Origin of the sequence: Mitsuaria sp. BK041 (assembly GCF_014193085.1) — a bacterium.
In the GTDB taxonomy this organism is placed as follows: Bacteria; Pseudomonadota; Gammaproteobacteria; order Burkholderiales; family Burkholderiaceae_C; genus Roseateles.
In genome coordinates, this window is the sequence record NZ_JACHYT010000002.1 from 1,446,498 (window position 1) to 1,465,718 (window position 19,221).

At 69.2% G+C, this 19,221-nt stretch carries 19 protein-coding genes; 12 read left to right on the forward strand and 7 right to left on the reverse strand.

Annotation, left to right across the window (positions count from 1 at the left end; all coding sequences use genetic code 11):
- The 3 genes from FHT38_RS22270 to panB all read right to left on the reverse strand — a co-directional run bounded on the left by FHT38_RS22270 (position 1) and on the right by panB (position 2,621).
- Positions 1 to 720 (reverse strand): peptidylprolyl isomerase, encoded by a 720-nt coding sequence (locus tag FHT38_RS22270; RefSeq protein ID WP_183483564.1) that lies wholly within the window; start codon positions 718 to 720, stop codon positions 1 to 3.
- Positions 721 to 936: 216 nt separating this feature from the next.
- Positions 937 to 1,770, reverse strand: coding sequence for a pantoate--beta-alanine ligase (gene panC, locus FHT38_RS22275; RefSeq protein WP_183493260.1), 834 nt, complete (start codon positions 1,768 to 1,770; stop codon positions 937 to 939).
- A gap of 2 nt (positions 1,771 to 1,772) precedes the next feature.
- A complete protein-coding gene (gene panB, locus FHT38_RS22280; RefSeq protein WP_183493261.1) occupies positions 1,773 to 2,621 on the reverse strand; it encodes a 3-methyl-2-oxobutanoate hydroxymethyltransferase in 849 nt (282 codons plus the stop codon).
- A 95-nt stretch (positions 2,622 to 2,716) separates the two neighbouring features.
- Between panB and FHT38_RS22285 the strand changes: the two genes are divergently transcribed.
- The 3 genes from FHT38_RS22285 to FHT38_RS22295 all read left to right on the forward strand — a co-directional run bounded on the left by FHT38_RS22285 (position 2,717) and on the right by FHT38_RS22295 (position 5,944).
- Positions 2,717 to 3,637 (forward strand): hydrogen peroxide-inducible genes activator, encoded by a 921-nt coding sequence (locus FHT38_RS22285; protein ID WP_091729441.1) that lies wholly within the window; start codon positions 2,717 to 2,719, stop codon positions 3,635 to 3,637.
- A gap of 228 nt (positions 3,638 to 3,865) precedes the next feature.
- The gene (locus FHT38_RS22290) at positions 3,866 to 4,981 is read left to right on the forward strand and encodes a trypsin-like serine protease (protein WP_183493262.1); all 1,116 of its coding nucleotides are present in this window, start codon (positions 3,866 to 3,868) and stop codon (positions 4,979 to 4,981) included.
- 438 nt (positions 4,982 to 5,419) lie between these two features.
- Positions 5,420 to 5,944, forward strand: a complete 525-nt coding sequence (locus tag FHT38_RS22295; protein WP_091729451.1) for a Dps family protein — start codon at positions 5,420 to 5,422, stop codon at positions 5,942 to 5,944.
- 78 nt (positions 5,945 to 6,022) lie between these two features.
- Here the strand turns inward: FHT38_RS22295 and FHT38_RS22300 are convergent, their stop codons facing one another.
- The gene (locus tag FHT38_RS22300) at positions 6,023 to 6,985 is read right to left on the reverse strand and encodes a phosphate acetyltransferase (RefSeq protein ID WP_183484184.1); all 963 of its coding nucleotides are present in this window, start codon (positions 6,983 to 6,985) and stop codon (positions 6,023 to 6,025) included.
- 292 nt (positions 6,986 to 7,277) lie between these two features.
- Between FHT38_RS22300 and FHT38_RS22305 the strand changes: the two genes are divergently transcribed.
- The 3 genes from FHT38_RS22305 (at position 7,278) to FHT38_RS22315 (ending at position 10,885) form a co-directional block, all read left to right on the forward strand.
- Positions 7,278 to 8,498, forward strand: a complete 1,221-nt coding sequence (locus FHT38_RS22305; RefSeq protein WP_183493263.1) for an acetate/propionate family kinase — start codon at positions 7,278 to 7,280, stop codon at positions 8,496 to 8,498.
- Positions 8,499 to 8,578: 80 nt separating this feature from the next.
- Entirely contained in the window at positions 8,579 to 9,217 is a 639-nt protein-coding gene (locus FHT38_RS22310) for a DJ-1/PfpI family protein (RefSeq protein WP_183493264.1), read from the forward strand.
- Between the two features lie 27 nt (positions 9,218 to 9,244).
- The gene (locus FHT38_RS22315; protein WP_183493265.1) at positions 9,245 to 10,885 is read left to right on the forward strand and encodes a peptide chain release factor 3; all 1,641 of its coding nucleotides are present in this window, start codon (positions 9,245 to 9,247) and stop codon (positions 10,883 to 10,885) included.
- Between the two features lie 55 nt (positions 10,886 to 10,940).
- Here the strand turns inward: FHT38_RS22315 and FHT38_RS22320 are convergent, their stop codons facing one another.
- The gene (locus FHT38_RS22320) at positions 10,941 to 11,483 is read right to left on the reverse strand and encodes an outer membrane beta-barrel protein (RefSeq protein ID WP_091729465.1); all 543 of its coding nucleotides are present in this window, start codon (positions 11,481 to 11,483) and stop codon (positions 10,941 to 10,943) included.
- 224 nt (positions 11,484 to 11,707) lie between these two features.
- Between FHT38_RS22320 and FHT38_RS22325 the strand changes: the two genes are divergently transcribed.
- Positions 11,708 to 12,508, forward strand: coding sequence for an ABC transporter substrate-binding protein (locus tag FHT38_RS22325; RefSeq protein ID WP_221213996.1), 801 nt, complete (start codon positions 11,708 to 11,710; stop codon positions 12,506 to 12,508).
- A gap of 39 nt (positions 12,509 to 12,547) precedes the next feature.
- Here the strand turns inward: FHT38_RS22325 and FHT38_RS22330 are convergent, their stop codons facing one another.
- Positions 12,548 to 13,501, reverse strand: a complete 954-nt coding sequence (locus FHT38_RS22330; protein ID WP_183493266.1) for an MBL fold metallo-hydrolase — start codon at positions 13,499 to 13,501, stop codon at positions 12,548 to 12,550.
- 390 nt (positions 13,502 to 13,891) lie between these two features.
- Here FHT38_RS22330 and FHT38_RS22335 point away from each other — a divergent pair, with 390 nt between their 5' ends.
- The 5 genes from FHT38_RS22335 to FHT38_RS22355 all read left to right on the forward strand — a co-directional run bounded on the left by FHT38_RS22335 (position 13,892) and on the right by FHT38_RS22355 (position 18,630).
- Complete coding sequence (locus FHT38_RS22335) at positions 13,892 to 14,662, forward strand: ABC transporter ATP-binding protein (protein WP_183493267.1); 771 nt, start codon at positions 13,892 to 13,894, stop codon at positions 14,660 to 14,662.
- Positions 14,662 to 15,372, forward strand: coding sequence for an ABC transporter ATP-binding protein (locus tag FHT38_RS22340; RefSeq protein WP_091729481.1), 711 nt, complete (start codon positions 14,662 to 14,664; stop codon positions 15,370 to 15,372). The genes FHT38_RS22335 and FHT38_RS22340 overlap by 1 nt, the downstream gene beginning before the upstream one ends.
- A 98-nt stretch (positions 15,373 to 15,470) precedes the next feature.
- Positions 15,471 to 16,679 (forward strand): ABC transporter substrate-binding protein, encoded by a 1,209-nt coding sequence (locus FHT38_RS22345; protein ID WP_091729485.1) that lies wholly within the window; start codon positions 15,471 to 15,473, stop codon positions 16,677 to 16,679.
- 89 nt (positions 16,680 to 16,768) lie between these two features.
- Positions 16,769 to 17,656 (forward strand): branched-chain amino acid ABC transporter permease, encoded by an 888-nt coding sequence (locus tag FHT38_RS22350; RefSeq protein ID WP_183493268.1) that lies wholly within the window; start codon positions 16,769 to 16,771, stop codon positions 17,654 to 17,656.
- The gene (locus tag FHT38_RS22355; RefSeq protein WP_183493269.1) at positions 17,653 to 18,630 is read left to right on the forward strand and encodes a branched-chain amino acid ABC transporter permease; all 978 of its coding nucleotides are present in this window, start codon (positions 17,653 to 17,655) and stop codon (positions 18,628 to 18,630) included. The genes FHT38_RS22350 and FHT38_RS22355 overlap by 4 nt, the downstream gene beginning before the upstream one ends.
- Here the strand turns inward: FHT38_RS22355 and FHT38_RS22360 are convergent.
- Positions 18,614 to 19,219: a hypothetical protein gene (locus tag FHT38_RS22360; protein WP_183493270.1), complete on the reverse strand. Its 606-nt coding sequence runs from the start codon at positions 19,217 to 19,219 to the stop codon at positions 18,614 to 18,616. The genes FHT38_RS22355 and FHT38_RS22360 overlap by 17 nt on opposite strands.
- Between the last annotated feature and the right edge of the window lie 2 nt (positions 19,220 to 19,221).

A 19,221-nucleotide genomic window follows, 5' to 3' on the forward strand; every position in this document is an offset into this window, starting at 1 on the left:
TTACTTCAGCTGGATGGCCCAGTACAGCAGCACTTCGGTGGCGGTCACTTCCGAACCGCTGTAGAGCTGGGGCTCGGCGTTGATCTTGTCGACCGTGGCCTGGCCCGAGATGACGCGACCGAAGACGGCATAACCCGGCTGCGAGGCGCTCTTGTAGTCCAGCGTCGCGCTGTTGTCGACCGAGTTGAAATAGAACTGGCTGGTCGCCGAGTCGGCCGCAGTGCCACGCGCCATCGCGATCGTGTACTTCGTGTTGGACAGGCCGACGTTGGTCTCCAGCTTGATCGTGCCGCCCAGGTTGGCGCCAGGATTCTTCGCCACGTAACCCGTCGAGAAGCCGCCACCCTGCACCACGAAGTTCGGCACGACGCGATGGAAGATGGTGTTGTCGTAGTACTTGGCGCTGACGTACTTCAGGAAGTTGTCGGTGGTGATCGGCGTGCGGGCGTCCAGCTCGATGACGATCTCGCCGTCGCTGGTCAGCATGCACACGGTGCGCGCGGCAGTGCTGGCGTTCGACGCGGCAATGCCGGCGGCGCTGCAGGTGAGCGTCGGCGGCGTCGTCACCGGGTTGGGCTTGGGGCTCTGCGCCGGGCTGCCGCTGTCGTTGTCATCGCCACCGCCGCAGGCGGCCAGCATCAGGGCACCGCCCAGGGCGGCCGAGAGGGCCAGCCACCGGGGAGCGGCGGCGATCGAGGAAGAGAAGGAAGTCGTCTTCATGGGGGCTCGCAATGGGAGCTTGTGGCCCCCGCTTCTGGCAAAGAAGCGCGAAGTATCGTGGTCGCCTCGACACACGTCATGGCCCCGGTGCGCGGCCCGCACGAAAACCGATCGGGCTTTCCCTAACGACACCTTCACAGGGTGATGGGTGTCACCCAGCGTCGCCATCCGCGCCCCGGAGTGCCCAGGATCGGCGACGGAAAGACACCGTCGGTTTCAGAACTCGAGGTTGTCGATGAGGCGCGTCTGGCCGATCCGGGCGGCCGCCAGCGCGACCAACGCCTCGCCCTCGCGCGCCGGGCCGAGGTCATGCCGGCGGCGCAGCGTCAGGTAGTCCGGCGCCCAGCCCGCGTCGCGCAGCGCCTGCATGGCGTCGGCCTCGATGCGGTCCAGGTCGCGCTCGCCCGCCTGCCAGCGGCCGATCATCGCCTTGAGCGTGCGCGACAGCAGCAGCGCGTCCTGCTTCTGCTGCTCGCTCAGGTAGCCGTTGCGCGAGGACAGCGCCAGGCCATCGGCAGTGCGTTCGGTCTCGCCGGCCAGGATGCGGATCGGCATCGCCAGCTGGTCGACCATGCGGCGGATCACCATCAGCTGCTGGTAGTCCTTCTTGCCGAAGACGGCCACGTCCGGCTGCACGATCTGGAACAGCTTGGCCACCACGGTGCAGACGCCGACGAAGAAGCCGGGGCGGAAGTGGCCCTCGAGGATGTCGGCCAGCTCGGTGGGCGGATGCACCTTGTAGCCCTGCGGCTCGGGATACATCTCGCGCTCGTCGGGCGCGAAGACGAGGTCGCAGCTCGCGCCCTCGAGCAGCTCGGCATCCCGCGCCAGCGTGCGGGGGTAGCGGTCGAAGTCCTCGTGCGGCGCGAACTGCAGCCGGTTGACGAAGATGCTGGCGACCACGAGGCCGCCCTCGCCCACCGCCGCGCGGGCCTGGCGCACCAGCGCCAGGTGGCCGTCGTGCAGGTTGCCCATCGTGGGCACGAAGGCGACCGGGCGGTCGCCCGCGAGCGCGGCGCGCAGGCCGGCGATGTCGTGATGGATCTGCATGATCAGTAGCTGTGCTCGGGCGCCGGGAAGGCGCCGGACTTGACGTCGGCGACGTAGCGGGCGAAGGCCTCGCCGACCGAGGCCGAGCCCTGCATGAAGTCGCGCACGAAGCGAGGCTTGCGGCCGCCGCCCACGCCCAGCATGTCGTGCATGACCAGGACCTGGCCGGAGCATTCCGCGCCGGCGCCGATGCCGATCACCGGCACGCCCAGCGAGCGCGTGAGCTCGCCGGCCAGCGCGGCGGGCACCATCTCGAGCAGCAGCATCTGCGCGCCCGCGTCGACGAGTTCGCGCGCATGCGCCCGGATCTGCGCGGCGCCGGCTTCATCGCGGCCCTGGACCTTGTAGCCGCTCAGCGCGGTGACGGTCTGCGGCGTGAGTCCGAGGTGGGCGCAGACGGGGATGCCGCGCTCGGTGAGGAAGCGCACCGTGTCGGTGGTCCAGCCGCCGCCCTCGAGCTTGACCATGTGGGCGCCGGCCTGCGCCAGCTGCATCGCATGGCGCCAGGCGACCTGCGGCGACTCGTGATACGTGCCGTAGGGGAGGTCGGCCACGATCCAGGCCAGGCGGCGCGCGCGGGCCACGCAGGCGGTGTGATAGACCATGGACTCCAGCGTGACCGGCACCGTCGTCTGCAGCCCCTGCACCACGTTGCCCAGCGAGTCGCCGATCAGGATCGAATCCACGCCGGCCTCCTCCATCGCATGGGCGAAGGTGGCGTCGTAGGCGGTCAGCATCGCGATCTTCTCGCCGGCGGCATGCATGTCGAGCAGGCGCTGCAGCGTCACGGGCTTGCGGTCGGCGGTCGCCTGCGGGCGCGGCGCGGCGTAGGGGGGGGTCGGTTCGGTCATGCGTGTCCCCTGGAGGATGGGCCGGGGCCCTTGGGGTGGGGCGGCAGTGTACGGGACGGTGCCAGAAGGCCGCATTCTGAGGACAATGCCGGCCCATGACCCTGACCGAATTGCGCTACATCGTCGCCGTCGCCCGCGAGCGCCACTTTGGCCGCGCGGCGGAAGCCTGCTTCGTCTCGCAGCCGACGCTGTCGGTGGCGATCAAGAAGCTGGAGGAGGAGCTCGACGTCAAGATCTTCGAGCGCGGCGCCAACGAGGTGACCATGACCCCGCTGGGCGAGGACATCGTGCGCCAGGCCCAGTCGGTGATCGAGCAGGCCAGCGCGATCAAGGACATCGCCAAGCGCGGCAAGGACCCGCTGGACGGCCCGCTGCGGCTGGGGATCATCTACACGATCGGGCCCTACCTGCTGCCCGAGCTGGTGCGCCACTGCATCGACCTCTACCCGCGCATGCCGCTGATGCTGCAGGAGAACTTCACCCAGAAGCTGCTGGACATGCTGCGCACCGGTGAGCTGGACTGCGCCATCATGGCCGAGCCCTTCCCCGACGCCGGCCTGGCGGTGGCGCCGCTGTACGACGAGTCCTTCGTCGTCGCCGTGCCGGCGGTGCATCCGCTGGCGAAGAAGGAGCGCATCAGCGCCGAGGAGCTCAAGGCCGAAACCATGCTGCTGCTGGGCAACGGCCATTGCTTCCGCGATCACGTGCTGGAGGTCTGCCCGGAATTCGCGCGCTTCTCCACCGACGCCGAGGGCATCCGCAAGAGCTTCGAGGGCAGCTCGCTGGAGACGATCAAGCACATGGTGGCCTCCGGCATGGGCGTCACCGTGGTGCCGGCGCTGAGCGTGCCGGAGCATGTGCCGCCGCACCTGCGCTACGTGCCCTTCGAGGACCCGGCCCCGACGCGCCGCGTGGTGCTGGCCTGGCGCCGCACCTTCACCCGCTACGAGGCGGTCGCCGCGCTGCGCAACGCGGTCTACGCCTGCAAGCTCAGCGGCGTGAAGCTGCTCTCCTGACCGGCCCGCGGTAGTCCCCCCGCCGCCGGCCGCGACGGGCCGCGACGGGCTGGCAAGACCCGCCCCCCTCGAAGCGGGGGTCGTCAGGGTATCCGTGAATTTCTCACGAAGTCGTCACCGATAGCCTCGCTATGCGCACGGCGCCTACCCGGCTCCGTGGCCGCGCTCGCCCCGGACGCAGGGTCCTGGGGGCGTCGCCATGTCCAACCATCGCATCAGGGGGAAATCTTGAAACTTCGACCCACCCTCCTCGCCGCCGCGCTGCTGACCGCGGGCGTGGCGCATGCGGGCCCGACCACCGTGTCGGGCTCCGCCAATGGCCTGAGCTGGACCGCCGCCAGCACCATCGTCGGCGTGACCTCGACCGCCACCGCCGCCGGCGGCGGCGATCCGCGCTACTTCGCGCCGCGCTCGCAGTACGGCGGCGTCGCGACGCTGATCATGGATTACGGCGCGGCCGGCCAGTTCATCTGCTCCGGCACGCTGCTGCCCAACCAGCGCTCGATCCTGACCGCCGCCCACTGCGTCAGCGACGGCACGAACGCGCGCCCGCTGAGCACCTCGGTCTACTTCTATACCGGCAACGACCCCGACAACATCACCTGGAACCAGCCCTCGTTCGCCTACCAGGTGACCAACTACGCGGTCCACGCCGCCTACACCGGCGAGGTGATCGACCAGAACGACATCGCCGTGCTGTCGCTGGACAAGCTGGTGGACTGGTCGATCAAGTCCCACGGCCTGTATGAAGGCGATGACCTGACCGGCAAGGACTTCAACATCGCCGGCTACGGCGCGCGCTCGGACACCGGCGGCAACGTCGGCGACAACCTGGGCACCGGCCGCCTGCGCCAGGGCGACAACCGCTATGACTTCCGCCTCGGCGACGCCGACTTCGGCGGCGTCTGGGCCGACATCCTGGGCGAGCCGGCCGAGCAGATCGAGCACACCTACCTGTCGGACTTCGACAACGGCCTGCCCGCCAACGACCTGGCCTGCAACATCGCGGTCGACGGCCTGGGCCTGCCGCCCAGCGCCAAGTTCTGCAACACCGGCCGCGGCGCCAACGAGGTGTCCTCGGCCGGCGGCGACTCGGGCGGTCCGGAGTTCATCGACGGCAAGGTGGCGTCGGTCACCTCCTTCGGCCTGACCTTCGGCAGCTTCTGGGGCGACGTGGATGACGCGCTGAACAGCAGCTTCGGCGAGTTCAACGGCTTCGTGCCGGTGAGCATCCACCGCGACTTCATCAACGCCAATGCGGTGCCGGAACCGGCCTCCTTCGCGCTGGCCGGCCTGGGCCTGCTGGGCCTGGGCTGGAGCCGCCGCCGTCGCGTCCAGGCCTGATCGCCCGACGCCCCAGCGAAGCCGCCTCCGGGCGGCTTTTTCGTTGGTGCCGCCGCGTTTGATTCTGGCTATGACGCCGGTGAGGCTATTCGAATAGTCGTATCGATAGTCAATCACTAAAGTAGCACCTCATCGGCCGCCGGCATCCTCCGTCCGGGAGATGTCGGCGGCGAATCGAGGACCTACAAACGCGGCCAGCGCCCGAGGCGCGTCCCGTCGCGGGTTCATCTGCAAGGAGCAAGACATGACCCTTCGATCCGGGCAACGCGCCGTGGGCTGGCTGCTGGTCGCCGCCGGCGCCGCGCTGAACACGCAGACGCTGATCGACTGGATGCGCCACAGCGTCGTCTGACGCGCGCGCCGTTCACACGACCGCGGCCGTGGATCAGTTAGGCTGCGCAGCGTCTTTTGTCTTCCATTCCCAGAAGGAGTCCCTCGATGGCCAAGAAGAGCCCCTCTCCCGCCAAGGCGCCCTCCGCCAAGGGTGCGCCGTCCCTCCAGATCGGCATCAGCGACAAGGACCGCGCCGCGATCGCGCAGGGCCTGTCCAAGCTGCTGGCCGACACCTACACCCTGTACCTGACCACGCACAACTTCCACTGGAACGTGACGGGGCCGATGTTCAACTCGCTGCACGCGATGTTCATGGCCCAGTACACCGAGCTGTGGAACGCGGTCGACCCGGTGGCCGAGCGCATCCGCTCGCTGGGCCACAAGGCACCGGGCTCCTACGCCCAGTTCGCGCAGCTGAGCTCGCTGCCGGACGCGCCGGCCACGCCGCCCAAGGCGCTGGACATGGTGCGCATCCTGGTGGACGGCCATGAAGGCGTGGCCCGCACCGCGCGCGCGCTGTTCGACCTGGTCGACAAGGCCAGCGACGAACCGACCGCCGACCTGCTCACCCAGCGCCTGACGGTGCATGAGCAGACCGCGTGGATGCTGCGCTCGCTGCTGGAAGAGTGATCGCCGCGACGGCGGGCGCACCCGCCGCCGGCAGCCAGGGGACCGCGAGGTCCCCTTTTTCGTGGGCCGGTCGCGGTCTCAGCCGATCGCCTTGATGCGCCCGCCACGGCGGGCCTCGGCCAGCATCGAGGCCAGCGCGCAGGACGCCAGCCGCGCGGTGCGCGAATCGGCGCGGCTGGTCAGCACGATGGGCACCTTCGCGCCCAGCACCACGCCCGCCGCGTAGGCCTGCGCCAGGAAGCTCAGGCTCTTGGCCAGCATGTTGCCGGCGTCCAGGTCCGGCACGATCAGCACGTTGGCCCGGCCCGCCACCGGCGACACGATGCCCTTGATGCGGGCCGCCTCCGGATCGATCGCGTTGTCCATCGCGAGCGGGCCGTCCAGCACCGCGCCGGTGATCTGTCCGCGGTCGGCCATCTTGCACAGCGCCGCCGCGTCGATCGTCGACGGCACCTTCGGATTCACCGTCTCCATCGACGAGAGCAGCGCCACCCGCACCTCGGGCAGGCGCAGCGCATGGGCCAGGTCGATCGCGTTCTGGACGATGTCGACCTTCTCCTCCAGCGTCGGCTCGATGTTGATCGCGGCGTCCGAGATGATCAGCGGCTGGGGATGCCCCGGCACGTCCATCACGAAGCAGTGGCTGATGCGCCGGGCGGTGCGCAGCCCGCCCTCGCGGCGCACGACGGCGCCCATCAGTTCGTCGGTGTGGAGGCTGCCTTTCATCAGCGCGTCCACGCTGCCCTTGAGCGCCATCGTCACCGCCATCTCGGCGGCCGCGTGGCTGTGCGGGACATCGAACAGCGTGAAGCGCGCCAGGTCCACGCCGGCGGCGGCCGCGGCCTCCGACACCTTGCCCGCCGGGCCGATCAGCACCGGCTCGATCAGCCCGAGCGAGGCGGCCTCGGTCGCCGCCAGCAGCGCCACGTCGCTGCACGGATGCACGACGGCCATGCGCAGCGGCGGCAGGTGCCGCACGGCCTCGATGAGGCGGTCGTAATGGGGATGGGCGCTGGGCGGATGCGCGATGGATGGCGCGATGGACGGCACCTGGCCGGCCGGCCCTCCGGCGCTTCGGAACGAGGTGATCACTGGCTGGCTCCCTGTGCTGCAGACGGCACGGCGTCCCGTTGTCGCCGCGCGCTCGGACAAGTTTTCCGACGCCCCGACCCGCCGCGCGCTTGACCCTGTTTGTTCCTCGGGCTTTCACGACGAGTCGCGGTCGATGATGCATGCTGCGCTGCAACAAATCAAGCGACGCGGGGGTCGCGCGGCGGTGCTGGAAACGGGCAGATGTCTGGCATCGATGGCGGTCCTCATGAAGGGGTGAGCGATGGGTCCAAGGCTGGAAGGCGAGTTCATCGCGGTCGTCAACGCCGGCTCGTCCAGCATCAAGCTGTCGATGTTCTCGCTGCACGACGATCGCCGGCAGGGGCCCCTGCGGCTCGAACTGCGCGCGCAGGTCGAGGGCCTGGGCACCGCGACGCCGCATTTCGAAGCCGCCCATGCCGACGGCACGAAGGCGGGCTCGCGCGACTGGCCGGTGGGCGAGCAGCTCGGCCACGAGGGGGCGCTCGAGCACCTGGTCGAATTCGTCCGGCACGAATTCCCGGGCCTCTCGATGCTGGGCATCGGGCACCGCGTCGTGCACGGCGGCACGGCCTTCCAGGAACCGGTGGTGGTGACGCCGGCGGTGCTCGGCCAGCTGGAGACGCTGGTCCCGCTGGCGCCGCTGCATCAGCCGCACAACCTGGCGCCGATCCGCCGCGCCTTCGCCGCCCTGCCCGGCTTGCCGCAGGTGGCCTGCTTCGACACCGCCTTCCACCGCGGCCAGTCCGACGTCGCCGACGCCTTCGCGCTGCCGTATGCGCTGTTCGAGGCCGGCGTGCGGCGCTACGGCTTCCATGGGCTCAGCTACGAGTACATCGCGTCGCGGCTGCCGGCGCTGTCGCCGCGGCTGGCGGACGGGCGCGTCGTCGTCCTGCACCTGGGCAACGGCGCGAGCGCCTGTGCGCTGCATCGCGGGCGCAGCATCGCCAGCAGCATGGGCTTCACCGCCGTCGACGGATTGCCGATGGGCACGCGCAGCGGCGCCGTCGACCCGGGCGTGCTGCTCTACCTGATGGACGAGCACCGCATGGACGCGCGCGAACTGGAGACGCTGCTCTACAAGGAGTCCGGGCTGCTGGGGCTGTCGGGCGTGTCCAGCGACATGCGGCAGCTGCTGGCCAGCGATGGGCCGCGGGCGCGCTTCGCGGTCGACGTGTTCGTGCATCGCGTCGCGCGCGAGATCGGCGCGCTGGCCGCCGAGATGGGCGGCCTCGACGGCCTGGTGTTCACCGCCGGCATCGGCGAGCACTCGGCCGAGATCCGCCGCCGGGTGCTGTCGCGCTGCCTGTGGCTGGGGGTGTCGGTGCAGGAGGCCGCCAACCGCGACGGCCCGCCCGAACGCCGCCTCAGCACCGTCGACAGCCGCTGCGAGGCCTGGGTCATCCCCACCGACGAGGAACTCATGATGGCGCGCCACACCTTCCGCCTGCTGGCCGGCGAGTGAGCCCGCGGCAATAACCCCACCGGCTTGGGCGGCGCGGGTGTGAGCGCTACAGTCGGCCGCATCGCCTGGTGGGACCTCCGATGCGCATCGCCATCCTCTCCTTCGACGGCTTCAACGAGATCGACAGCTTCCTTCCGCTGGGACTGCTGAACCGGCTCAAGCCGCAGGGCTGGTCCGCCGAGCTGTGCGGGCCGGGTCCGGCGGTGACCTCGATGAATGGCGTCACCGTGCAGCTGAAACGCCCGCTCGAATGGGCCAACGAGGCCGACGCGGTCTGGTTCGGCTCCGGCATCTACACGCGGGCGATCGCGGAGAACTCGGCGCTGCTGGACCGGCTGCAGATCGATCCGACGCGGCAGCTGATCGCCTCGCAGTGCTCCGGCGCGCTGCTGGTGGCGCGCCTGGGGCTGCTGGGCGACGCACCGGCCTGCACCGACGCGAGCACCCGGCCCTGGCTGGTGGAGGCCGGCGTGCGGGTGCTCGACGAACCCTTCCATGCGCGCGGCCCGGTGGCCACCTCGGGCGGCTGCCTGGCCTCGCAATACCTGGCGGCGTGGCTGATGTGGAGCAAGGCCGGCGAGGCCGCCACGCGCGACGCGCTCACCTACGCGGCGCCCGTCGGCGAGAAGGCGGACTACGTGGAGCGCCTGCTGGCGCGGGTGCGTCCGTTCATGACACCGGCCTGGGGGCCGGGTCGCGGCAAGGAAGAACCCCGATAATCGCGGGTTCGCCGCCCAAGAGCCGTCATGTCCACCGATCAGCCCAGCCGTATCCAGTCCGAAGTGCGCCGCCGTCGCACCTTCGCCATCATTTCGCACCCTGACGCGGGCAAGACCACGCTGACGGAAAAGCTGCTGCTGTTCTCCGGCGCGATCCAGATCGCGGGCTCGGTGAAGGCGCGCAAGGCCTCGCGCCACGCGACCTCCGACTGGATGGAGATCGAAAAGCAGCGCGGCATCTCGGTGGCCTCGTCGGTGATGCAGATGGAATACCGCGACTGCGTCATCAACCTGCTGGACACCCCGGGCCACCAGGACTTCTCGGAAGACACCTACCGCGTGCTGACCGCCGTCGACGCGGCGCTGATGGTCATCGACGCGGCCAACGGCGTGGAGCCGCAGACCCGCCGCCTGCTGCAGGTCTGCCGCGCGCGCAACACGCCGATCCTGACCTTCGTCAACAAGCTGGACCGCGAGGTCCAGGAGCCGCTGGCGCTGATGGACGAGATCGAGCGCGAACTGGGCATGACGGTGGTCCCCTTCACCTGGCCGGTCGGCATGGGCAAGCATTTCCACGGCGTGATGGACCTGCGTCAGCAGCGCATGCGCGTGTTCTCGCCCGGCGAGGACCGCGCCGCCGGCACCGAGGAAGTGCTGGAGGGCCTGGACAACCCGGCCTATGTCGAGCGCTTCGGCATGCAGTACGAGAACGCGCAGGGCGAGATCGAGCTGGTCAACGAGGCGGCCCCCGCCTTCGACGAGGAAGCGTTCCTCACCGGCCGGCAGACGCCGATGTTCTTCGGCTCCGCGGTGAACAACTTCGGCGTGCAGGAAGTGCTGGACGCGCTGGTCGAGCTGGCACCCGCGCCCGCCGAGCGCGCCGCGATGCAGCGCGTGGTGCAGCCCGAGGAGCCCAAGTTCACCGGCGTGGTCTTCAAGATCCAGGCCAACATGGACCCGGCGCACCGGGACCGGATCGCGTTCCTGCGCGTGGCCTCGGGCCACTTCGAGCGCGGCATGCGGCTCAAGGTCGTGCGCTCGGGCAAGGAGCTGCGGCCCAACACGGTGGTGAGCTTCCTGTCGCAGCGCCGCGAGCTGCTGGACGAGGCCTTCGCCGGCGACATCATCGGCATCCCCAACCACGGCGTGCTGCAGCTGGGCGACACCATCACCGAGGGCGAGGCGCTGCAGTACACCGGCCTGCCCTTCTTCGCGCCGGAAATGTTCCGCTCGGTCGAGGTGGCGGACCCGCTCAAGACCAAGCAGCTGCGCGAGGGCCTGCGCCAGCTCGGCGAGGAAGGCGCGATCCAGGTCTTCCGCCCCGAGGCCGGCAGTGTGCTGCTGCTGGGCGCGGTCGGCCAGCTGCAGTTCGAGGTCGTCGCGCACCGCCTGGAACACGAGTACGGCGTCAAGGCCCGCATCACGCCGGCGCGCTACAACGTCGCGCGCTGGGTGACCTGCGACGAGGCCGACGGCGGTGAGAAGGAGCTGCGTCGCTTCATCGACCACAACGCCCATCGCGTCGCCTGGGACGCGGTCAACGCGCCGACGGTGCTGCTCGAGTACGCCGGCGAGCTCCGCGCGATGCAGGAGAACTGGCCCAAGATCAAGTTCCACGCGCTGCGCGAGCACGCGGGCCTGGTCTTCCAGAAGCAGACGGACGCCTGAGACGGCGCGGGGCGGGCCCGGGGGCCGGCGCTGCGGCGCCCCGGCGACCGGTGGCTCAATACGCCAGCTGCCAGCCCACCAGCCACAGGCCGGTGTTGATGCCGGAGAAGCGCTCGTAGCCCGCGGTCAGCGCGACGTGGCGGCCGAACTCCAGCGCGGCGCCGACGCCGGCGGTCACGGTGGTCTTGTCGCTCGGGTTCACGCCGTCGTCGCGGGACATCTTGGTGCGGCCGATGCCCACGCGACCGGTCAGGCTGAACATCCGCGCCAGCGGATAGCGGCCCACGGCCGCGATGCCGACATGCGAGTCCGGATATTCGAAGTCGCGGCGCGGGCCGAAGATCTTGAACTCCAGGCTGCGTGAATACAGCTCGACGCTGTAGTTGGCATTGAAGCGATAACCCAGCCCATAACCGATCGACAGCTGGCTGCCGTCGCGCTTGTAGGACTCATGGCTGCCGTCGACACCGCCCACGGCGATCGAGGCATAAACGAGCGGCTCGCCCAATTCGGCGGCGGTGGCGGCCATGGTCGAGGTGGCGGAGGTGGCCCCGGTGGCCATCAGGGCGGCCATCGCGGCGACCCGAAGCGTCTTCATGTGGTGTTCTCCCTGGGAAACGTAGCGCGGCGCCGATCCTGGCGACTTCGCGGCGGCGCGCAGGATAGCCGTCGCCGCGCCGACGGGCGCGCGCCTGCACGCCGTTCCCCTCTTCGGAGGGAAAGGGCTTCCCCGGGCTTGATGCCGTGACCTTGTTGACGTTTCACCGGGCGCCCCGTTGGCGCCGTGTCATCACCGCTTCCTACACTGCGCCGATGCCGAACGTGATCGAGCCCCTGCAGGAGCGCCGTCTGAGCTGCCTCCTGCTGGCGGCGGGCCTGATCGCGGGCGCGATGCCGACGGCGATCGCCGCGCAGGTGCCGGCCAGCGCGGTCCAGGACGCGCCGCGCGAGCTGGTCGCCTTCACCGAGAACCTGCCGCCGCTGAACTACGCCGAAGCGGGCGAGGCGAGCGGCTTCAGCACCGAGCTGCTGCGTCTGATGAGCGCCGAGGCCGGCGTGCGGCTGCGCATAGAGGTGCTGCCCTGGCAGCGCTCGGTGCAGGAAGCGGCGCGGCGCGCCGACAGCGTGCTGTTCTCGCTGGTGCGCACGCCAGAGCGCGAACACCAATACCGCTGGGTCGGGCCGATCAGTCCGCGCCGGATCCTCGTGTACCGGCTGCGCCACCGCACGGACGTGCGTCCGGCCAGCCTCAAGCAGCTCAACGGGCTGCGGCTGGGGGTGTCGCGGGACTCGGCCGCCGCCCGTCAGCTGCTGGCGGACGGCTTGCGGCCGGAGCAGGAGCTGGAACTGGGCCTGGACGACGCCACCAACCTGCGCAAGCTGCTCGCCGGCCGCATGGACCTGATCGTGATGCTGGACTGGGCCGCGGCCTGGCACCTGCGCGAGTTGAAGCTGCCGTACTCGACGCTGACGCCGGTGCTGTCGATGGACGTGGACAAGGCCTACTGGTTCGGCCTGCCCGCCGACAGCGACCCGGCGGTCGCGCGGCGGCTGCAGGTCGCGCTGGACCGCCTCAGGCGGGATGGGCGCTACGAGCGCCTGCGGCAGCAGTATTTCGATTGAGGGCGTCGGTGGGAGGCACGCCCGCCGTCGCCCTGCCCCTCAAGGCTTGACGCTGTAGTTCACCGGCACCCAGCGATAGCCCTTGCCGTCAGCGGCCACGTGGCCGATGCCGGGGAAGGACACATGCGCGATCGCCACCCAGTAGCCCTGCTTCGCCGCATCGGCGTAGGCCAGCTTGCGCTGCGGCATCGCCGCCTTCGAATCGGTGTCGAAGGCGATCGTCACCGACGGGTCCGGGAACTGCACCGCGGCGACATGCATCAGATCGCCCCACACCGCCAGCTTCTGGCCCTGGCTCTCGACCATGTAGACCGTGTGGCCCGGCGTGTGGCCGTAGGCCGCGTGCGTGCGCACGCCCGGCACCAGCTCGGTCTCGCCGCTGAACGGCTTGAGCCGGCCCGCGTCCTTGTAGGGCTTGAGCGCCGCGATCGCGGCAGCGAAGAAGTCCTTGTGCCCGGCCGGCGCCTTGGCGGCGTTGTCCAGGTTCAACCAGTAGTCGGCATCGTGCTGGTCCATCCGCACCACCGCGTTCGGGAACAGCGCCTGGCCGTCCTTGCTCAGCCCCGCCGCATGGTCGGGATGCAGGTGGGTGATGTAGACCTCGTCGACCTGCTCGGGCTGGTAGCCCGCCGCCTTCAGGTTGGCGAGCAGCTTGCCGGTGGTCGGACCGAAGGCGCCATTGGCGCCGGTGTCGATCAGCACCAGCTTGGTGCCGGTGTTGATCAGGTAGCCATTGATCGAGGTCTCCACCGGCGGCTTCAGGAACTGCTTGCCCAGCGCCTTCACGACGCTGCCGGGCTTGGCCTTGTCCATCAGCTGGTCCACCGGCAGGTCGACGGTGCCGTCGCTGAGGGCGGTGACTTCGAAATCGCCCAGCATCAGGCGGTAGTAGCCCGGCGCCTGGGTCTTCACCTGCGGGGCCGCCGCCTGCACGCCCGCCGCGGCCAGCGCGAGCGCGAGACCGAGGGCGGCGAACTTTCCGGAACGGATCATGAGGAACCTCCTGTGCTTGTCATGTCGTGTCGCGAGGCGCGTCCGGCGCGCCTCGGGGATGTCCTGCGTTCGAGCAGGCGCGCAGCATAGCCACGCGGCCCGCGGCGCGCGCTCCCCGATCGGAAGAAGCACCGCTCTCCCGCAGGAGATTCCGGTGACACGCGTTCGCTGTGCCGCTGTTGTGGCACGTCCTGGCCCCCGTTCGTCAGCCTCGTGAAAGACGCCTGTTGCGTGATCCGAACCTGCCGGGCACGCCCTTGACGAAGGCCCCCGGGTTAGCCCTTGCGCAATGCTGCGTAAAGGGTTTTACGCTGTCGAGGGCGCCCGCCGGGGCCCTAAATTCCTGGCTCCACTACAGAGGCTCCGCACACCGGCGCCCACCTTGCGCCGATGAGCACCCTCATCCTGGAGACACGCAAACTGACCAAGGAGTTCAAGGGCTTCACCGCCGTGGACTCCGTCGACCTGCAAGTGCAGCGCGGTCACATCCATGCGTTGATCGGCCCCAATGGCGCCGGCAAGACCACCTGCTTCAACCTGCTCACGAAGTTCCTGACGCCGACCCGCGGCCAGATCCTCTTCAACGGCCACGACATCACCGGCGAGAAGCCCGCCCAGATCGCCCGCCGCGGCGTGATCCGCTCCTTCCAGATCTCGGCCGTGTTCCCCCACCTGACGGTGCTGGAGAACGTGCGCATCGGGCTGCAGCGCTTCACCGGCACGAGCTATCACTTCTGGAAGGGCCTGGGCGGCCTGCGCCAGCTGGACGGCCGCGCGCTGGAGCTGCTGGAGCTCGTCGACCTGCGCGACATGGCCGCGCTGCGTGCTGCCGACCTGCCCTACGGCCGCAAGCGGGCGCTGGAGATCGCCACGACGATGGCGATGGAGCCGGAGCTGATGCTGCTCGACGAGCCGACCCAGGGCATGGGCCACGAGGACGTGGACCGTGTCACCGCGTTGATCAAGCGCGTCGCCGAAGGCCGCACCGTGCTGATGGTGGAACACAACATGAAGGTGATCAGCAGCATCGCCGACCGCATCACCGTGCTGGCGCGCGGCGCCGTGCTGGCCGAGGGCGACTACGCCACCGTTTCCCGCCATCCGAAGGTGCTCGAGGCCTACATGGGTTCCGAGGCCGCCGAGCTGCAGGGAGCCCATTGATGGCGTACGCGCTCGAGATCAAGGGCCTGCAGGCCTGGTACGGCGAAAGCCACATCCTGCACGGCATCGACCTGGCCGTGCCGCAGGGCCAGGTGTTGACCCTGCTGGGCCGCAACGGCGCCGGCCGCACGACGACGCTACGCGCCATCATGGGCCTGACCGACCGCCGCAGCGGCTCGATCAAGGTCCACGGCCAGGAAACCGTGCAGCTGCCCACGCACCGCATCGCGCGCCTGGGCCTGGGCTACTGCCCGGAGGAGCGAGGCATCTTCGCGTCGCTCAGCACCGAGGAGAACCTGCGGCTGCCGCCGACGCTCAAGGGCGGGCGCGGCAAGGTGATGTCGGAGGACGAGATCTACGCGATGTTCCCCAACCTCGCCGAGCGCCGGCACAGCCAGGGCACGCGGCTGTCCGGCGGCGAGCAGCAGATGCTGGCCGTGGCCCGCATCCTGCGCACCGGCGCCGACATCCTGCTGCTGGACGAGATCTCCGAGGGCCTGGCCCCGGTCATCGTCCAGGCGCTGGCCCGCATGATCACCGCGCTCAAGGCGCAGGGCTTCACCATCGTGATGGTGGAGCAGAACTTCCGCTTCGCCGCGCCGCTGGCGGACCACTTCGTCGTGATGGAGCACGGCCAGGTGGTCGAGTCCTTCGCCGCCGCGCAGCTCGAGAGCAAGCGCGCGCTGCTCGACGAGCTGCTGAGCGTGTGAATCCCCGTGCGGTCACCGCGTGACCGCACCCGTTGATTTCGAGCTTCGAGTCTGAAACCCGCGTGGCCCGACGAGGCCGTTAGAAAAGGAGACAAGCGATGAAGACGACCCTCAAGACCCTTGCCCTGGCCTCGGTGCTGGCCTGCGGCAGCTTCGGCGCGCAGGCGCAGATTTCCGGCGACGTGGTCAGGATCGGCATCATCACCGACATGTCCAGCGTCTACGCGGACATCGACGGCGCCGGCGGCGTGGAGGCGATCCGCCTCGCGATCGCGGATGCCAAGGGCATGGCCGCCGGCAAGAAGATCGAGCTGGTCTTCGCCGACCACCAGAACAAGGCCGACGTGGCCGCGTCCAAGGCGCGCGAGTGGTTCGACACGCAGGGCCTGGACCTGCTGATCGGCGGCACCAACTCCGGCACCAGCCTGGCGATGGCCAAGGTGGCGGCGGAGAAGAAGAAGCCCTTCATCTCGATCGGCGCCGGCACCTCGCGCCTGACCAACGAGGAATGCACGCCCTACACCATCCACTACGCCTACGACACGGTGGCCCTGGCCAACGGCACGGGCGCGGCGGTGACCAAGGCCGGCGGCAAGAGCTGGTACTTCCTGACGGCGGACTACGCCTTCGGCACCTCGCTGCAGGCCGACACCTCGGCGGTGGTGACCAAGTCCGGCGGCCAGGTGCTGGGCGCGGTGAAGCACCCGCTGAACGCGAGCGACTTCTCCTCCTTCCTGCTGCAGGCGCAGAGCTCCAAGGCCCAGATCCTGGGCCTGGCCAACGCGGGCGGCGACACCATCAACGCGGTCAAGGCGGCCAACGAGTTCGGCATCACCAAGACGATGAAGCTGGCCGGCCTGCTGATGTTCATCAACGACGTGCATTCGCTGGGCCTGAAGACCACCGAGGGCATGTACCTGACCGACAGCTGGTACTGGAACCAGAGCCCCGAGGCACGCGCCTGGGCGCGCCGCTTCTTCGAGAAGATGAAGCGCATGCCCTCGTCGCTGCAGGCGGCGGACTACTCGGCGGTGGCGCACTACCTGAAGGCGGTGGAGGCCATCAAGACCGACGACGGCGACAAGGTGGTGGCCCAGATGAAGGCCACGCCGATCAACGACTTCTACACCAAGGGCACGATCCGCAAGGAAGACGGCCGCGGCGTGCACGACATGTTCCTGCTGCAGGTGAAGTCGGCCAAGGAGTCCACCGAGCCCTGGGACTACTTCAAGGTCGTGACCCGCATCCCGGGCGACGACGCCTTCACCAAGCTGGCCGACTCCAAGTGCCCGCTGGTCAAGAAGTGAGCTGAACCGGCGCTGGCGCGTCGCGCGGCCTGGCCGCGCACGCGCCGGTCCGCCGCGATGTCCAAGACGATGACGATGAGCGACGACGCATGACCGACTTCTTTGGTGTCCCCCTGCCCGCGCTGCTGGGCCAGCTGCTGCTGGGGCTGGTGAACGGCTCGTTCTACGCGATGCTGTCGCTGGGGCTGGCCGTCATCTTCGGCATGCTGAACATCATCAACTTCGCCCACGGCGCGCTCTACATGATGGGCGCGTTCCTGGCGTGGATGGGGCTGGAGTACTTCGGCGTCAACTACTGGGCGATGCTGCTGATCGCGCCGCTGATCGTGGGCGCCTTCGGCCTGGTCATCGAGCGGCTGCTGCTGCAGTGGCTCTACAAGCTGGACCACCTCTACGGCCTGCTGCTGACCTTCGGGCTGACGCTGGTGATCGAGGGCGTCTTCCGCTCCTTCTTCGGCGTGGGCGGGCAGCCCTACTCGGCGCCCGAGGCGCTGCAGGGCGCCACCAACCTGGGCTTCATGATCCTGCCGAACTACCGGGCCTGGGTGGTCGTCGCCTCGCTGGTGGTGTGCCTGGGCGTGTGGGTGCTGATCGAGAAGACCTCGCTGGGCGCGACGCTGCGCGCCGGCACCGAGAACCCGAAGCTGGTGCAGGCCTTCGGCGTCAACGTGCCGCGGCTGGTGACGCTGACCTACGCCGGCGGCGTGGCGCTGGCGGGCTTCGCGGGCGTGCTCGCGGCGCCGATCCTGCAGGTGAATTCGCTGATGGGCTCCAACCTGATCATCGTCGTCTTCGCGGTGGTGGTGATCGGGGGCATGGGCTCCATCCTGGGCTCGATCCTGACCGGCCTGGGGCTGGGCGTGATCGAGGGCCTGACCAAGGTCTTCTATCCGGAAGCCTCCAACACCGTGGTGTTCGTCATCATGGCCCTGGTGCTGCTGGTGCGTCCCGCCGGCCTGTTCGGCAAAGAGAAATGAACAAGAAACCGCTGGGCTACGCCGCCCTGTTCGTCGCCATCGCGCTGCTGCCCTTCCTGGGCGTGTATCCGATCTTCGCGATGAAGGTGATGTGCTATGCGCTCTTCGCATGCGCCTTCAACCTGCTGATCGGCTTCACCGGGCTGCTGAGCTTCGGCCATGCCGCCTTCCTGGGCGCGGCGGCCTACGCCGCCGGGCATGCGCTGAAGGTCTGGGGCTTCCCGCCGCTGCTGGGCATCGCCTTCGGCACGCTGATGGCGGCGCTGGCGGGGCTGGTGTTCGGGCTGCTGGCGATCCGGCGATCGGGGATCTATTTCTCGATGATCACGCTGGCGCTGGCGCAGATGCTGTTCTTCTACTTCCTGCAGGCGCCGTTCACCGGCGGCGAGGACGGCCTGCAGTCGGTGCCGCGCGGCAGCGTCCTGGGCATCAACCTGGAGAACGACACCGCGCTGTACTACCTGGTGCTGGCGATCTTCGTGTTCGGCTTCTGGCTGATCTACCGGACGGTGCATTCGCCGTTCGGGCAGGTGCTGACCTCGATCCGCGAGAACGAGGCGCGGGCGACCTCGCTGGGTTACGACGCGGCGCGCTTCAAGCTGATGGCCTTCGTGCTGTCGGCGGGGCTGGCGGGGCTGGCGGGCGCGACCAAGACGCTGGTGCTGGGTTTCGCGACGCTGACCGACGCGATCTGGACGACCTCGGGTCTGGTGATCCTGATGACGCTGGTGGGCGGAATGGGGACGATGGTGGGGCCGATCGTGGGCGCGCTGGTGATCATCGCGCTGGAGAACAAGATCGGCGACCTGGGCCAGTGGCTGGCCGGCGTGACCGGGATCCAGTGGTTCACCGGCCTGGGCGAGTCCGTCAGCCTAGTGACCGGGCTGATCTTCATCCTGTGCGTGCTGGCCTTCCGCCGCGGACTGGTGGGCGAGGCGGGGGCGTTGTGGGAGCGGCTCAGGAAGAACGCTTGAGCTCCGGGCCAAAGACCTTCAGGAAGGTCTTGTGCTTGGCCGCGCGCCAGGAGGCCGGGAGATCGCAGTTGCGGTCGAGTGCCTCGTAGATTTCGCGGACGAGCGCGTTATCGATCAACTTGGCCGTGCGCAACTTGGCCAACAGTTCATGCCCGTGAAGTACCTCGATGTCGAAGGTGCCGGCCAGATCGTGCATGGCCAGGTCATCCGTGACGATCGTCGCTCCATGCGTCTGACCGAAGGCCAGGACGCGGCAGTCCACCCGGCTCGGTGGTGTCCGTCCCCTCGACGCGAAGCTCACGGCCTCTTCCACGACCCAGTCGTGCAGGAACCTGGCCGCAATCTCGAGCTCCTGACGTTGCGCCGCTGTCAGCCGGACGCTCTGCGCGAGGCGTTCAGCGGCCGCGGTCTGATCGCTGGAGAACCAGGGAAAGAGATGACGCAGGCGTCCGCTGCGCAGCACTTCCTGCTCGACGTCGGGCAGCACCGTCAACACATACCGCTTCTGCCCGAACTCGACGCCGAGCAACGGCTTCACGCGACGTGCCAATCGCAGGTACGCGCAGGTATCGAGCAACAGCAGCGTCAACG